Genomic DNA, 13,463 nt, shown 5'->3' with positions numbered 1-13,463 from the left:
GAGAATCCGGAGTACACCTACATGACTCAGTCCATCTGGAACAAACTGTTCACTGCCCTGCGCGGCGGCGCCAACGAAGTCGGCGAAAGCATCGCCGACCAGCAGGCCCTGCGCATCCTCGACCAGGAAATCCGCGACGCCGACAACGCCCTGTCCAACGCCAAGCGCGAGCTGGTCACCATCATGGCCAAGCACAAGCTGTCCACTGAGCGGGTCAGCGAATTCACCGCGAAGATCGCCGACCTGGAATCCAAGGCCCTCGCCTCGCTGCAGGCCAACCGCGAAGACCTGGCCCTGGAAGTCGCCGAAGCCATCTCGACCCTGACCACCGGCCTGGAAGCGGAGCAGAAGCAAGCCAGCGAATTCGGCGCCTACGCCGAGAATATGCGCAAGGACATCGGCAAGGCCGAAGCGCGCATCCGCAGCCTGCGCCAGCAAGTGGACATGGCCAAGGCCCGGGAGAGCGTGCAGAAAGCCCAGGTCAGTGCCTCGATCGCCAGCGGCGGCGCCAACGGCAAGCTGGAAACCGCGGTCAACACCCTCAACCGCCTGCAAGCCAAGCAAGACCAGCGCGCGGCGGAAATGGAAGCCCAGGAGCAACTGGCCGATGCGAGCAACGGCAACGACCTGGAACGCCGCCTGCGCGAAGCCAACATCGTGCCGGACCAGGGCAGCGCCAACGCCATCCTCGAGCGCCTGAAAAAACAGAAGTCGGCCGAGTAAGCCCCCTCCTGTAGCCGCTGCCGCAGGCTGCGTACGACTGCGCAGCAGTCGCAAGGCCAGGCGGCGCGGCACTTCAGAGAGGCTGCGCACTCAGGTTTCGCGTCTGCTGCGTCGGAATGCCGCCCAAGCCGATCACAGGCTTCGCCAGCGGCTACATCCGCGGTGCCCTTTTTCTGGCCTATGGGAGGGCCTCAATGGCCGTTGCAAATGGTTTCAAGACCCTGGCGGGCCTGGCCCTGGTAATGATCGCCGTACAGGTGCTCAACAGCCTGAGCGGCTACAGCCTGAATATCTTCGGCCTGATCCCGCGCACTCTGCAGGGTTTGCCGGGGATACTCGCCTCGCCCTTTCTCCACGGCTCCTTTACCCACCTGACCGCCAACCTGGTGCCCTTCCTGATCCTCGGCGCCATGGTGATCGCCGAAGGCCAGCGGCGCTTCGTGGTGGTCAGCCTGATCATCATCCTGCTCGGCGGCGCGCTGGTCTGGCTGTTCGGCTTCAGGGGCATCCACGTCGGCGCCAGCGCCTGGGTCTTCGGCCTGTGGGCCTACATCCTCACCCGCGCCTGGCTGCTGCGCAGCTGGAGCAGCCTGCTGGCCGCCACGGTGACGATGTTCCTGTATTCCGGCCTGGTCCTGGGGTTCCTGCCACGGGCCGGGGTGTCCTTCGAAGGGCACATCTTTGGCGCCTTCGCGGGGTTTATCGCAGCAAAAGTGCTTTTATCCGGCGCCAAGCCGATGTCTAATGCCGCGCGGCAATGAGCCATGCCTTGCCCGGGCACGGCGCGCTGCATCACGGATAGATCTGCTCATCAGGAAATCAGGGATTCGATGTCGATTTTCATCTTGCTTCGGGTATACGCGGCCACCTTCTTCCAGCGCTTCGGCTGGATGGGCCTGGCCATCGCGCTCGGCGTGCATGCCGCGACCTCCTATCTCGGCCTGGTGGCCTTGGGCGAGCAGCACCTCACCGCGCCCGCGACCTTCATCTATTTCTATTTCACCACCACCCTGACCGTGGGTTATGGCGACCTGTCGCCGCAATCCGCCGCCGGCCGGGTGTTCGTCGCCGTGTGGGTGATGCTCGGCGGCATCGCGCTGCTGACCGCAGCCATCGGCAAGACCACCAGCAGCGTTATGGACCTATGGAGAAAAGGCATGAAAGGCAAAGGCGACTTCACCGGCAAGACCGGGCATACCGTGCTGGTCGGCTGGGAAGGTGCGTCCAGCGAGCGGGTGATCGAATTGCTGCTGCAGGACGAAACCTCCAACGACAACCTGATCGTCATCTGCGACGCCAGCCTCGACGAGAACCCGATGCAGGGCAAGGCCGCCTTCGTCAAGGGCGAAAGCCTGTCGTCCGCGGCCCTGCTGTTGCGTGCCGGGGTGCCCGGCGCCGAACGGGTGCTGGTGCGCACCAGCTCCGACGACCTGACCCTGGCCAGCGTGCTGGCGATCAACCAGCTGCGCCCCAGCGGCCACGTGGTCGCCCACTTCAACGACAGCGAAATTGCCACCCTGGCCGCCTCCTACGCCCCCAAGCTGGAGTGCACCTCGAGCATGGCCATCGAGATGCTGGTGCGCTCCTCCCAGGACCCGGGCTCCTCGGTGGTGATCAACGAACTGCTGTGCGTCGGCCAGGGCGCCACCCAATACGTCATGCGTCTGCCCGAGACTTACGAAGGCCGTTTCGCCGAGCTCTACGTACACCTCAAGGAACGCTACAACGCCACCCTGATCGGCTACCGCGCCCGCGGCGCGCAACACCCGCAGATCAACCCGCACAGCGATACGCGGATCCAGGGCGGCGAACTCTTCTACATCGCTTCCAGCCGCCTCAAGGACATCGACAATGGGATGGTTTAAACGCTTTCTGGGGCTCCAGGCCCCGGCCACCACAAGCTCGAGTTTCGCCACCGGCCCACTGGGCCTGAGCATGGGCGCGGGCATCCGCTTCGATGCCAGCCTCAAACTGCTGCTCGCCGACAACAGCCGCGTGGCGATTCCCGGCGACCAGGCGGTCTACAGCGAAGGCCTGGTGGACCTGGGCCAGTCCGAATGGCTGTCGCGCTACTACCTGGACGACGAAGACTACTGGCTGCAGGTGCACACCAGCGGGGGCATCGACGGCCAGGTCAAATCGATCATCCTGTTCAACTACCTGAGCAACCAGGCCGTCAACAGCGAAGCCGAGCTGCGGCGCCTGGCCGGCCCGAACAGCCTGATCGGCCAGCCCACCTACAGCCTCGACGGCGTCGAGTACCTGCGCGAATGGGGCACCGAAGCCGGACAGACCGAGCTGGTGCCGCTGCGCGAGCAGGTGTCCAAGCCGGACGAGACCTTCGCCTTCGAAAGCCACTCGATGCTGTATGCCCGCGACACCGGCCTGACCAATCGCCGCGAGTTCCTGCTGTTTTCCGTGGAGCAATACGCCGACGGCAGCGTCAGCCTGGTGACCTCACTGGGCATTTCCCTGTACATGACCGACCTGCAAACCCTCTGACAAGGACCAGAACCCATGCTTGAAGCCCTTTCCATCTCCCTGAACAAATTCGCCGTGGTCGGTTTCCTGACCTACATCCTCGGCGCGGCCGTGCTGTTCGCCCTGTTCCAGTTCGTCTACACCCGCCTGACGCCGCACAAGGAGTTCCAGCTGATCCGCGAGGGCAACGTCTCCGCCGCCATCGCCCTGGGCGGCGCCATCATCGGTTTCGCCATCCCGGCGAGCAACGTCATCGCCTACTCCATCAGCCTGCTGGACTTCGCCGTCTGGGCGCTGATCGCCGCCGTGGTGCAACTGCTGGCGTTCCTGATGACCAGCCTGGTGCTCAAGGGCACGTCGCAGCGCATCCGCAACGGCGAAATCGCCGCCGGCATCTATGTCGCCGCCGTGGCCATCAGCGTCGGCCTGCTCAACGCCGCCTGCATGACCCCTTCGCAGAACTGATCGACCGCACGGAGCCCTCGATGAAACGAAGCCAATACGTTCAGCTCTCCCTGGCCGCCTCGGTGGCGCTGGCGATCTCGGGCTGCAACTCGGAGCCGGAGACCCTCGCGGTCCAGCAGAAATTCAACTTCCAGTCGGTGCAGGAATGCGTGGACGGCAAGATCGCCGTGGACGTCTGCTCCGATGCCTATATCAAGGCCATGGCGGAGCACCGCGCCCAGGCGCCGGTCTACGACAACCAGGCCGACTGCGATGCCGACTTCGTCGAAAACTGGTGCCAGGTGGACTCCAGCGGCAAGTTCGTGCCCAAGCTCGGCGGCTTTGAAATCAACGCCCAGGGCGCCTTCACCCGCGAACAGCTGGCGGCAGCCGGGGTCAGCCCCGAGGCTGGCCGCAGCTCGTCGTTCAGCAGCAATGACAGCGGCCTGCTCACCGGCCTGCTGATCGGCAACCTGCTCAGCGGCGGCAACCGCAACTATTACTCCGAGCCGGTCTACCGCTATCGCGACGACCGCGGCAGCTACGCCAACTCGACGCTCAACCAGCGCATCGCCAGCGGCTCGACCTTCTCCAAGTCGCGCCAGGCGCAGTCGGGCAGCGGTTTGCGGACCACCACCCGGCCGATGTCCGTGTCCTCCTCCACCTCCCGCGGCGGCTTCGGCAGCCAGGCCAGCGCCCGCAGCGGCTGGGGCGGCTCCAGCTCCTCGAGCTGGAGTTCGGGACGCTCGAGCAGCTAAGGAGGCGCGCCATGAAGAAGATCCCCTGCAACGAACGCCCGGACTGGCGACAGACCGCGGAAAAACTCGGCTTCCTGTTCCACACCATCGACGGCGAAGCCTACTGGGACGAAAGCGCCTACTACCAGTTCAGCCTCAAGCAGATCGAGGACGACCTGGAAGACCCGACCACCGAGATCCATGAGATGTGCATGGACCTGGTGGACCGGGTGGTGCGCAGCGAGGCCCTGCTCGATCGCCTGAGCATCCCGCCGGCCTTCTACGACATGATCCGCACTTCATGGCTCGACGGTCACCCGCACCTCTACGGCCGCCTGGACTTTTCCTACGGCGGCCAGGGCCCGGCCAAGCTGCTGGAGCTCAACTACGACACCCCCACCAGCCTCTATGAAACCGCGGCATTCCAATGGGGCTGGCTGGAGCAGAACATCGAGCGCGGCCTGCTGCCGCGGCATGCCGACCAGTTCAACAGCATCGACACCCGGCTGCACCAGGCTTTCGCCCAGCTGGGGATCGAGCGTCCGTTCTATTTCGCCTCGATGAAGGATTCGGTGGAGGACCGCGCCACCACCGACTACCTGCGCCTGATCGCGGAAAAGGCCGGCATCGAGTCGCGGCATATCGACGTGGAAGACATCGGCCTCACCGCCGAAGGCCGCTTCGTCGATCTGCAGGACCGCTGGATCCCGCACCTGTTCAAGCTGCACGCCTGGGAGTTCATCTTCCACGAACCCTTCGGCGCGGCGATCGCCGCCAGCGACACGCAGTTCTTCGAGCCGGCGTGGAAATCCATCCTCTCCAACAAGGGCATCCTGCCGCTGCTCTGGGAAGCCCACCCGGGCCACCCGAACCTGCTGGAAACCCACCTGGACCCGCACCCGCAACGCGAGGTGCCCAAGGGCTGGGTGCGCAAGCCGTTCTTTTCCCGCGAAGGCGCCAACATCGAGTTGCGCACCCCGCAGGACGAGGTGGTCAAGGAAGACGGCCCCTACACCGACGCGCCCTACATCCTGCAGTCCTTCGCCCCGCTGCCGCGCTTTGGCGACAGCTACACCCTGATCGGCTCCTGGGTCATCGGCGACCAGGCCGCCGGTATCGGCGTGCGTGAAGACGACAGCCTGATCACCAAGGACTCCAGCCGCTTCCTGCCGCACCTGATCCTCGACTGACGATTCGCCCTATTCGCCGGGGCGCGCAATGCGCCTCGGCCTGTTCCTCAACGGCTACAGCACAATAACTATCTCCAGCATTGTTATGGCCGTCATTCAGAACTGCCTTATATAACTTGCCCATCATTTATCTGAGTTCCGCTACAGACCTTGCTTAAAGCTGAACGAACATATGATTCGTGGCAATTTAATCTTGACTTGACAGGTGGCCCTGAGTAAATTGCGCGGGCCGGCCAAACCGGCCTTTTTTCAACTCACAAAAGAAGCCAATGGACACAGTATCTAGACGCTGTCTGGTCGATGCGCTTGCGCAGGGCTGGGCACTTAACCCAGAACATGACGGGACTCGACTTTTCGGTCGGGTGAGCTGCGCTAGAGCTTGACGCTCCTTCGTAACTTGCCTTCACCGGAGCCAGTCCGGTCGCGAGGCAACTGTTATGAACTTCAAATCCACTGTAATGCCCGGCGTACGCGCCTTTGCATCGACCATGCGGGTCAAGCCCTGCGCTGAGCGCGCAGCCGTTTCCCGGGTCGGTACCCTGTATTCCACCCCCTCCTCGCAAACCCGGCCGCGGGCCAACTGGCGCGTCTGCCCGGTCACCTGCCGGCTCCAGCAACGCTGGAGTTTCGACGACAGCCAGGACCCTCAGAGTCGGAGCCTGGCCGGCCTCCTCATGCAGGCCGGCCTGCTGCTGAGCCTGTCCCGGGACTCGCACTTCTAGTTCAACCGAAGGCACTTTAAAGTCCTTCCTTAACGTTTTCCCTAATAAGGAATTCGGAAACTTTCTATTGCCTGCTTACAACTAAAAGTTGGTGGTCATTGTTATGGACGAAGCCAGTAGTAGGTTCGTCGCCTGTTCATGTTCATTGAATAGGCGGCGAACGTTAAAACCAATAAAACGCAACTACCTGAATCGATCGCTTACTTGCGGCTCGACATACGTTCGCTCGTCTTTGAATAGGTGAGTGGTCTGTGTGTCGTGCCGCAAGCCTGCGGCAGGAGCACACGTAATGACTACGGTAAAAACCCGCACCTCCTCCTCGCAAAACTCCACCCGCGACGACACCCGGCTGTCGATGCGCGCCGCCCGCGAAGCGCAGAACAGCCTTGGCGTGACCCTGGACAACGTCAAGTCGAACGCCAACGGCCTGACCGAGCTCGACGCCGAAGGCCGCCTGCAGCGCGACGGCTTCAACGAAGTGGCCCACGACCGGCCGCCTCATGCCCTGGTGCAATTGCTGCAAGCCTTCAACAACCCGTTCATCTATGTGCTGATGACGCTGACCGCCATCAGCTTCTTCACCGACTTCTGGCTGCCCCTGCAAGCCGGCGAGGAAACCGACCTGACCGGGGTGATCATCGTCCTGGTCATGGTCCTGGCCAGCGGCCTGATGCGTTTCTGGCAGGAATACCGCTCGGCCAAGGCCGCCGAGGCGCTCAAGGCCATGGTGCGGACCACCGCCACCGTGCTGCGCCGCGAGCAGATGGGCATGAAAGCCGCGCTGCGCGAAGTACCGATGCGCGACCTGGTGGTCGGCGACATCGTGCAGCTGTCGGCCGGCGACATGATCCCCGCCGATATCCGCCTGATCGAATCCCGCGACCTGTTCATCAGCCAGGCGGTGCTGACCGGCGAGGCGCTGCCGGTGGAGAAGTACGACACCCTGGGCGCGGTGCAGGAGAAATCCGCCCACCGCACGGCGGCCGACCAGCAGGACCTGCTCGACCTGCCGAACATCTGCTTCATGGGCACCAACGTGGTCAGCGGCACCGCCACCGCGGTGGTAGTGGCCACCGGCGCGCGCACCTACTTCGGCTCCCTGGCGCGCTCCATCGTCGGCTCGCGGACCCAGACCGCCTTCGACCGCGGGGTGAACAGCGTCAGCTGGCTGCTGATCCGCTTCATGCTGGTGATGGTGCCGGTGGTGCTGCTGATCAACGGCTTCACCAAGGGTGACTGGGCCGAAGCCTTCATGTTCGCCCTGGCGGTGGCCGTCGGCCTGACCCCGGAAATGCTGCCGATGATCGTCAGCGCCAACCTGGCCAAGGGCGCCGCAGCCATGGCCAAGCGCAAGGTGGTGGTCAAGCGCCTCAACGCGATCCAGAACTTCGGCGCCATGGACGTGCTGTGCACCGACAAGACCGGCACCCTGACCCAGGACCGGATCATCCTCGAGCACCACGTCGATATCAGCGGCAGCCGCTGCGACCAGGTGCTGCAACTGGCCTGGCTCAACAGCTATCACCAGAGCGGCATGAAGAACCTGATGGACCGCGCGGTGGTGAGCTACGCCGAAAACAACCCGAAGTTCAGCGCGCCCGACGCCTGGAGCAAGGTCGATGAACTGCCGTTCGATTTCGTCCGCCGGCGCCTCTCGGTGATCCTCGCCGACGCCAGCGGCCATCACCTGCTGGTGTGCAAGGGCGCGGTCGAGGAAATGCTCGACACCGCCACCCGGGTGCGCCAGGACGGCGTCACCGTGGCCCTCGACGCCGGGCGCCGGGCGGCGCTGCTGGAGCTGGCCGAGGAATACAACCGCGACGGTTTCCGCGTGCTGCTGGTCGGCACCCGCGACCTGGCGCCGGGGCAGACCCGCCAGCAATACAGCGCCAGCGACGAGCGCGAGCTGATCATCGAAGGCTTCCTGACCTTCCTCGATCCGCCCAAGGAAACCGCCGGCCCGGCCATCGCCGCGCTGCGCGAGAACGGCGTGACGGTGAAGGTGCTGACCGGCGACAACCCGATCGTCACCGCGAAGATCTGCCGCGAAGTCGGCCTGGAAGTCGGCCAGCCGTTGCTCGGACGGGATATCGAGCACATGGACGACGCGGTGCTCGCGCGCCTGGTGGAAGAGCGCACGGTGTTCGCCAAGCTCACCCCGCTGCAGAAATCCCGGGTACTCAAGGCCCTGCAGGCCAACGGGCACACCGTGGGTTTCCTCGGCGACGGCATCAACGACGCCCCGGCGCTGCGCGACGCCGACGTCGGTATCTCGGTGGACAGCGGCACCGACATCGCCAAGGAATCGGCGGACATCATCCTCCTGGAAAAGAGCCTGATGGTGCTCGAAGAAGGGGTGATCAAGGGCCGCGAGACCTTCGGCAACATCATGAAGTACCTGAACATGACCGCCAGTTCCAACTTCGGCAACGTGTTCTCGGTGCTGGTGGCCAGTGCGTTCATTCCGTTCCTGCCGATGCTGGCGATCCACCTGCTGCTGCAGAACCTGATGTACGACATCTCCCAGCTGTCGCTGCCGTGGGACAAGATGGACAAGGAATTCCTGCGCAAGCCACGCAAGTGGGACGCCAAGAACATCGGGCGCTTCATGCTGTGGATCGGGCCGACCTCGTCGATCTTCGACATCACCACCTACGCCCTGATGTGGTTCGTGTTCGCCGCCAACAGCGTGGAAATGGCCGCCCTGTTCCAGTCCGGCTGGTTCATCGAAGGCCTGCTCTCGCAGACCCTGGTGGTGCACATGCTGCGGACCCAGAAGATCCCGTTCATCCAGAGCACCGCGGCGCTGCCGGTGATGCTGATGACCGGCCTGGTGATGGCCCTGGGTATCTACGTGCCGTTCTCGCCGCTGGGTGCAATGGTCGGCCTGGTACCGCTGCCGTGGGAATACTTCCCTTGGCTGGTCGGCACCCTGCTGTGCTACTGCGTCGTCGCCCAGACCATGAAGACCCTCTACATCCGTCGCTTCAAGCAATGGTTCTGAGGAACTGAGCCGGGACCGCGTCATTGGCCGCAGCAAGACATGTTCATGCTCGGCGATGACGCGGTTCTTCCGATAGCCAGTGGCGCGCCAATCGCGGGCAAGTCGGATCGCCGCCCGCTCGCTCCTACGGTTTTGTGCCACCCGGAGAACAACCATGAAACCGATCGCCGAGCTGCTGGCCCGCGGCGAGCGCACCTTGCGCGCCCTGCTGGTGAGCACCCTGGAAGGTATCGCCACCCTGATCACCCTGGTCGGCATCCGCCTGTATGCCAGGGGCCTGTTGAACCGCGTTGCCATTCGCCTGCTGCTGGGCTTTGCCAGCGCCCTTCATCGCCGCTGCATCCGCCTGCTGCGATCCGCCAAGCCATGAAACACACAAGGGAGAGTCCTCATGTCGGGAACTACTCTGCTGATCAACCTCGCTGGCTCCATCGCCCTGCTGCTGTGGGGCACCCAGATGATTTCCTCGGCGCTGCTGCGCGGCTTCGGCACCCAGCTGCGCCAGTGGCTGGGGCAGCACCTGAACAACCGCTGGATGGCCCTGCTGTCCGGCATCGCCATCACCGGGGTCCTGCAAAGCAGCACCGCGGTGAGCCTGATGGCCAGCTCCTTTACCGCCACCGGCACCCTGGGCCTGGCCCCCGCGCTGGCGGTGATGCTCGGGGCCAATATCGGCTCGACCCTGGTGGTGCAACTGCTCAGCGTCGATATCTCGATCCTCACGCCGCTGGTGCTGCTGGCGGGCTTTATCGTGTTCCGCCTGCGCGACGACTCGCGTTTTGAAAGCCTCGGCTGCGCGCTGATCGGCCTGGGGCTGATGCTGCTGGCCCTGCGCATGCTCGGCGGCACCCTGGGCGAAGTGGAAGGCACGCCGGTGTTCGCCGCGCTGATGCGTGGCCTCGACGGCGACCTGCTGATCGCCCTGCTGGCGGCGGCGCTGCTGACCTGGCTGTGCCATTCCAGCGTCGCCGTGGTGCTGCTGGTGGCGTCCCTGGCCGCCACCGGGCTGCTGTCGTCGGTGACCGCCATGGCCCTGGTGCTGGGGATCAATATCGGCGGCGCCCTGCCGTCGCTGTTCAACGCCGATTCCAGCGTCGCCCGGCGCCTGCCCCTGGGCAATCTGCTGGTGCGCCTGTGCGGTGTCGCCGTGCTGCTGCCGTGCCTGCCCTGGATCGCCCAGAGCGCGCCGGTCGCCGCCCTCGATGCCAGCCTGCAAGTGGTGTACCTGCACAGCCTGTTCAACCTGGTGCTGGCCCTGCTGTTCATCGGCCTGACCGGGCCCATGGCGACGCTGCTCAGCCGCCTGCTGCCGGAGCCGCCGCGCGACGTCGACCCGGGCATGCCGCACTACCTGGACGAAGCCGGCCTGGCGGTGGCCAATATCGGCTTGTCCAACGCCGCCCGAGAGGCCCTGCGCCTGGCCGACATGCTGTCGCTGATGCTCGACCGGGTGCTGCGCCTGTTCCAGGCCTCGACCCCGGCCGGTGCCGATGAGGTGCGGCGCATCGACCAGTCGCTGGACCTGCTCAGCGCGGCGATCCGCGCCTACCTGGCGGATATCGGCCAGGACGGCATCAGCGACCAGGACGCCGACCGTGCCCAGGAAATCCTGCTGTTCGTGATCAACCTGGAACACGCCGGCGACATCCTCTCCAGCAGCCTGACCCAACTGGCGGCGCGCCGGCTGCGGCGCGGCGAGCAGTTCTCGGTGTTCGAGCTGGACTGCATCGAGCCCTTGCACCAGGCCGTGGTCGACAGCCTGAGCCTGGCGATCACCGTGTTCCTGCGCGAAGACCTGGCCAACGCCCACCAACTGGTGAACCGCAAGGAACTGGTCAGACGGCTGGAAGCCGACGCCAGCCGCGAGCACTTTCGCAGCCTGCGCGAAGACCGCACGGCCTGGGCCGAGTCCGGCGACATTTTCCAGCGGGTGTTGCGCGATTACCGGCGCGTGCACCACCACATCGCGGCCCTGGCCTATCCGGCGCTGGAGCGGGCCGGCGAGCGCGACCTGGATAACGCCGAACTGGGCGAAATGCTGCTGGACAACCCGTTGAGCATCCAGCCGACGGCGCAGGAGACCGCACGATGCGTGTCCTGATCTGCGCCGGGCGCCACTGCGCCGACGTCCAGCTGTGCCGGCGGGTACTCGACGCCTTTCAGCGCCTGCATGAAGTGCAGGTGCTGATCCACGGCGGCAACCAGTTCCTCGGCGCAGAAATAGAAGACTGGGGCCGGGAAATCGGCGCCGACATCGTGCGTTACCCGGCCAACTGGCAGCTGCACGGCAAGCTCGCCGAACGCCTGCGCAACGCCTTCATGTTGCGCGACAGCCGGCCCGACATGGTGATCGCCCTGCCCGGCGGCGACGACACCGAAGAGCTGGTGGCCCTGGCCAGGGCCGCCGGCATCCAGACCCTGTCAGTGAGCGACTGGCAATGACCCTTTTCCCCATCCCCACTCGACTACGCAGCGGCCCACACAGCGCGGCCGCTGCCCATGCCTTAGCGAGAACCGACATGTCCAAATACAGCCCTTCGCGCCACAACCGCTTCGCCAGCCTCACCCGCGACCTGCCCCCGGCGAAACGGCGCATGCTGCGGCGCAACCTGATGTTCGTCACCATCACCCTGAGCCTGATCGGCCTGCTGACCCTGGTCGCCAAGGCCAACGCCGCGGGCGGCGCCTATGTGGTGGACGACGGCGCGATCAACGCCCCGGGAGAGTGCAACCTGGATATCTGGTACCAGAGCCTGCGTCACCTGGGTTCCAACCATGGCGCGGTGATCTCCCCGGCCTGCACCTTCGCCGGCCTGCCCTGGTTGCAGGTGGGTGCCGCCATTGAGCGCAACCGTGAGGACGGCCACGGCGAAACCCAACTGAGCCCGCAACTCAAGGCGCAACTGTGGAACCGCGAAGACCTGGGCCTGCAACTGGCGCTGGCGACGTCCGCGCATTTCGCCCTCAACCGCAACCACTCGTTCGACGGTGGCGACATCAGTCTGCCCCTGACTTATCAGCCCCTGGACAGCCTGCGCCTGAACCTCAACGCCGGCTGGGCCCACGCCTATGACGACGGCCAGCAGAACCACCGCTGGACCTGGGGCGGCGGCTTCGAATACGACCTGGGCGAACGCCTGACCCTGGTCGCCGAGCGTTACGGCCAGCGCGGCGGCGAGCAGGCCTGGCAAGCCGGGCCACGGCTGCACCTGGGGGCGAACCTGGACCTCGACCTGGTGCTCGGTGGCCAGTTGAACGAAGGCCGCGACCGCTGGCTGACCGGCGGCGCGACCTTGAGGTTCTAGAGGCTGTTTCAGAAAGGTCGCGCCAGGGACAACGCGGTGTGCCTGACACACCGCCTCGCGAGCAAGCTGCGCTCCTACAGGATCGGCGCCTGCCGCGAGTCCGCGCTCGCCGCAACGCCTGTAGGAGCCAGCTTGCTGGCGATAGGCGCAGCGCGCCGGCAGGTCAGACTAATGCAGACTCAGCGGATATCGCTGCGCCGATACAGGCTCAGGCCCAGCGCCAGCACCGCGAGCATGCCGGCGCAGCTGCGGTTGATCCACAGCATCGCCCGCGCGGAGAAGGTGCGCATGGCATAGCGCCCGCCAAAGGCGTAGGTCGCCATCATCACGCAATTGATCGCCGTGCTGACCAGCGCCAGGATCAGGTACTGCTGCGCCACCGGCTGGTCGGGGCGCACGAACTGCGGCAGGAAGGCCGAGAAAAACAGCAACCCCTTGGGGTTCGACAGCCCCACCAGCAATGAGCGCATGAACGCCCCGCGCCCGCTGCTGGCAGCGCCGCTGCTCTGCGCGGCCAGCGCCGTTGTCGGCGCCTTCCACAGCACCCACGCCAGGTACAACAGGTACGCCGCACCGCCCCACTTGACGATGGAAAACAGCTGCTCGGAGGCTTGCAGCAACGCCCCCAGGCCGCAGCCCACCGCACCGATCAGCAGCAGGTCGGACAGCATCGCGCCAGCCATGCCGCAACCGGCGATGCGCATGCCATGGGTGGCACCGTTATTGAGCGCCAGCAGCATCGACGGCCCCGGGGTCATCATCACCGCGCTGACGGTGACGACGTACAAAAACAATGTGGTGGCGTCCATCCGAACCCTCCGTAAAACCACAGGTACAACAGGTCGGCCAGCATACAC

General features: G+C 65.1%; 14 protein-coding genes. 13 read left to right on the top strand and 1 reads right to left on the bottom strand.

Features of this window, described 5'->3' with window-relative positions; translation table 11 throughout:
- The first annotated feature begins 21 nt into the window (after positions 1 to 21).
- The 13 genes from AC3RCP_RS14395 to AC3RCP_RS14335 all read left to right on the top strand — a co-directional run bounded on the left by AC3RCP_RS14395 (position 22) and on the right by AC3RCP_RS14335 (position 12,606).
- Positions 22 to 723 (top strand): PspA/IM30 family protein, encoded by a 702-nt coding sequence (locus tag AC3RCP_RS14395; protein ID WP_053260905.1) that lies wholly within the window; start codon positions 22 to 24, stop codon positions 721 to 723.
- A gap of 194 nt (positions 724 to 917) precedes the next feature.
- Positions 918 to 1,484 (top strand): rhomboid family intramembrane serine protease, encoded by a 567-nt coding sequence (locus AC3RCP_RS14390; protein ID WP_492570135.1) that lies wholly within the window; start codon positions 918 to 920, stop codon positions 1,482 to 1,484.
- 69 nt (positions 1,485 to 1,553) lie between these two features.
- Complete coding sequence (locus tag AC3RCP_RS14385) at positions 1,554 to 2,588, top strand: potassium channel family protein (protein ID WP_087092836.1); 1,035 nt, start codon at positions 1,554 to 1,556, stop codon at positions 2,586 to 2,588.
- A complete protein-coding gene (locus tag AC3RCP_RS14380; protein WP_053260903.1) occupies positions 2,575 to 3,225 on the top strand; it encodes a DUF2491 family protein in 651 nt (216 codons plus the stop codon). Before AC3RCP_RS14385 ends, AC3RCP_RS14380 begins: the two co-directional genes overlap by 14 nt.
- Positions 3,226 to 3,240: 15 nt before the next feature.
- Positions 3,241 to 3,669, top strand: a complete 429-nt coding sequence (locus AC3RCP_RS14375) for a DUF350 domain-containing protein (RefSeq protein ID WP_009043573.1) — start codon at positions 3,241 to 3,243, stop codon at positions 3,667 to 3,669.
- A 20-nt stretch (positions 3,670 to 3,689) separates the two neighbouring features.
- Positions 3,690 to 4,406: a DUF1190 domain-containing protein gene (locus tag AC3RCP_RS14370; RefSeq protein ID WP_101337766.1), complete on the top strand. Its 717-nt coding sequence runs from the start codon at positions 3,690 to 3,692 to the stop codon at positions 4,404 to 4,406.
- Between the two features lie 11 nt (positions 4,407 to 4,417).
- Positions 4,418 to 5,575, top strand: a complete 1,158-nt coding sequence (locus tag AC3RCP_RS14365) for a glutathionylspermidine synthase family protein (RefSeq protein ID WP_492570132.1) — start codon at positions 4,418 to 4,420, stop codon at positions 5,573 to 5,575.
- 437 nt (positions 5,576 to 6,012) lie between these two features.
- Positions 6,013 to 6,297, top strand: coding sequence for a hypothetical protein (locus AC3RCP_RS14360; protein ID WP_007920982.1), 285 nt, complete (start codon positions 6,013 to 6,015; stop codon positions 6,295 to 6,297).
- Between the two features lie 289 nt (positions 6,298 to 6,586).
- Positions 6,587 to 9,301: a magnesium-translocating P-type ATPase gene (gene mgtA / locus AC3RCP_RS14355; protein ID WP_492570130.1), complete on the top strand. Its 2,715-nt coding sequence runs from the start codon at positions 6,587 to 6,589 to the stop codon at positions 9,299 to 9,301.
- A 154-nt stretch (positions 9,302 to 9,455) separates the two neighbouring features.
- The gene (locus AC3RCP_RS14350; RefSeq protein ID WP_492570129.1) at positions 9,456 to 9,671 is read left to right on the top strand and encodes a hypothetical protein; all 216 of its coding nucleotides are present in this window, start codon (positions 9,456 to 9,458) and stop codon (positions 9,669 to 9,671) included.
- A 21-nt stretch (positions 9,672 to 9,692) separates the two neighbouring features.
- On the top strand, positions 9,693 to 11,402 hold the full coding sequence (locus tag AC3RCP_RS14345) for a Na/Pi cotransporter family protein (protein WP_492570127.1): 1,710 nt from the start codon (positions 9,693 to 9,695) through the stop codon (positions 11,400 to 11,402).
- Positions 11,390 to 11,743, top strand: a complete 354-nt coding sequence (locus AC3RCP_RS14340) for a DUF2493 domain-containing protein (RefSeq protein ID WP_274306634.1) — start codon at positions 11,390 to 11,392, stop codon at positions 11,741 to 11,743. The genes AC3RCP_RS14345 and AC3RCP_RS14340 overlap by 13 nt, the downstream gene beginning before the upstream one ends.
- A 77-nt stretch (positions 11,744 to 11,820) precedes the next feature.
- On the top strand, positions 11,821 to 12,606 hold the full coding sequence (locus AC3RCP_RS14335) for a PA4824 family protein (protein ID WP_492570125.1): 786 nt from the start codon (positions 11,821 to 11,823) through the stop codon (positions 12,604 to 12,606).
- A 179-nt stretch (positions 12,607 to 12,785) separates the two neighbouring features.
- On the opposite strand, the gene AC3RCP_RS14330 is transcribed toward AC3RCP_RS14335, so the two are convergent.
- Positions 12,786 to 13,415 carry a LysE family translocator gene (locus AC3RCP_RS14330; RefSeq protein WP_007920992.1) on the bottom strand — a complete coding sequence of 210 codons (630 nt, stop codon included), beginning with the start codon at positions 13,413 to 13,415 and terminating at the stop codon, positions 12,786 to 12,788.
- Positions 13,416 to 13,463: the final 48 nt, after the last annotated feature.

The sequence above is a fragment of the Pseudomonas sp. GW822-FHT05A08 genome (genome assembly GCF_058800485.1).
The sequence above is the reverse complement of the archived record's forward strand: the minus strand, read 5'-3'. Positions and strand labels throughout refer to the sequence as shown.

What these genes read in the sequence shown, in the direction of transcription:
- AC3RCP_RS14395 (WP_053260905.1), top strand. Translation starts at nt 22, where the DNA reads ATGACTCAGTCCATCTGGAACAAACTGTTCACTGCCCTGCGCGGCGGC.
- AC3RCP_RS14390 (WP_492570135.1), top strand. Translation starts at nt 918, where the DNA reads ATGGCCGTTGCAAATGGTTTCAAGACCCTGGCGGGCCTGGCCCTGGTA.
- AC3RCP_RS14385 (WP_087092836.1), top strand. Translation starts at nt 1,554, where the DNA reads ATGTCGATTTTCATCTTGCTTCGGGTATACGCGGCCACCTTCTTCCAG.
- AC3RCP_RS14380 (WP_053260903.1), top strand. Translation starts at nt 2,575, where the DNA reads ATGGGATGGTTTAAACGCTTTCTGGGGCTCCAGGCCCCGGCCACCACA.
- AC3RCP_RS14375 (WP_009043573.1), top strand. Translation starts at nt 3,241, where the DNA reads ATGCTTGAAGCCCTTTCCATCTCCCTGAACAAATTCGCCGTGGTCGGT.
- AC3RCP_RS14370 (WP_101337766.1), top strand. Translation starts at nt 3,690, where the DNA reads ATGAAACGAAGCCAATACGTTCAGCTCTCCCTGGCCGCCTCGGTGGCG.
- AC3RCP_RS14365 (WP_492570132.1), top strand. Translation starts at nt 4,418, where the DNA reads ATGAAGAAGATCCCCTGCAACGAACGCCCGGACTGGCGACAGACCGCG.
- AC3RCP_RS14360 (WP_007920982.1), top strand. Translation starts at nt 6,013, where the DNA reads ATGAACTTCAAATCCACTGTAATGCCCGGCGTACGCGCCTTTGCATCG.
- mgtA (WP_492570130.1), top strand. Translation starts at nt 6,587, where the DNA reads ATGACTACGGTAAAAACCCGCACCTCCTCCTCGCAAAACTCCACCCGC.
- AC3RCP_RS14350 (WP_492570129.1), top strand. Translation starts at nt 9,456, where the DNA reads ATGAAACCGATCGCCGAGCTGCTGGCCCGCGGCGAGCGCACCTTGCGC.
- AC3RCP_RS14345 (WP_492570127.1), top strand. Translation starts at nt 9,693, where the DNA reads ATGTCGGGAACTACTCTGCTGATCAACCTCGCTGGCTCCATCGCCCTG.
- AC3RCP_RS14340 (WP_274306634.1), top strand. Translation starts at nt 11,390, where the DNA reads ATGCGTGTCCTGATCTGCGCCGGGCGCCACTGCGCCGACGTCCAGCTG.
- AC3RCP_RS14335 (WP_492570125.1), top strand. Translation starts at nt 11,821, where the DNA reads ATGTCCAAATACAGCCCTTCGCGCCACAACCGCTTCGCCAGCCTCACC.
- AC3RCP_RS14330 (WP_007920992.1), bottom strand. Translation starts at nt 13,415, where the DNA reads ATGGACGCCACCACATTGTTTTTGTACGTCGTCACCGTCAGCGCGGTG.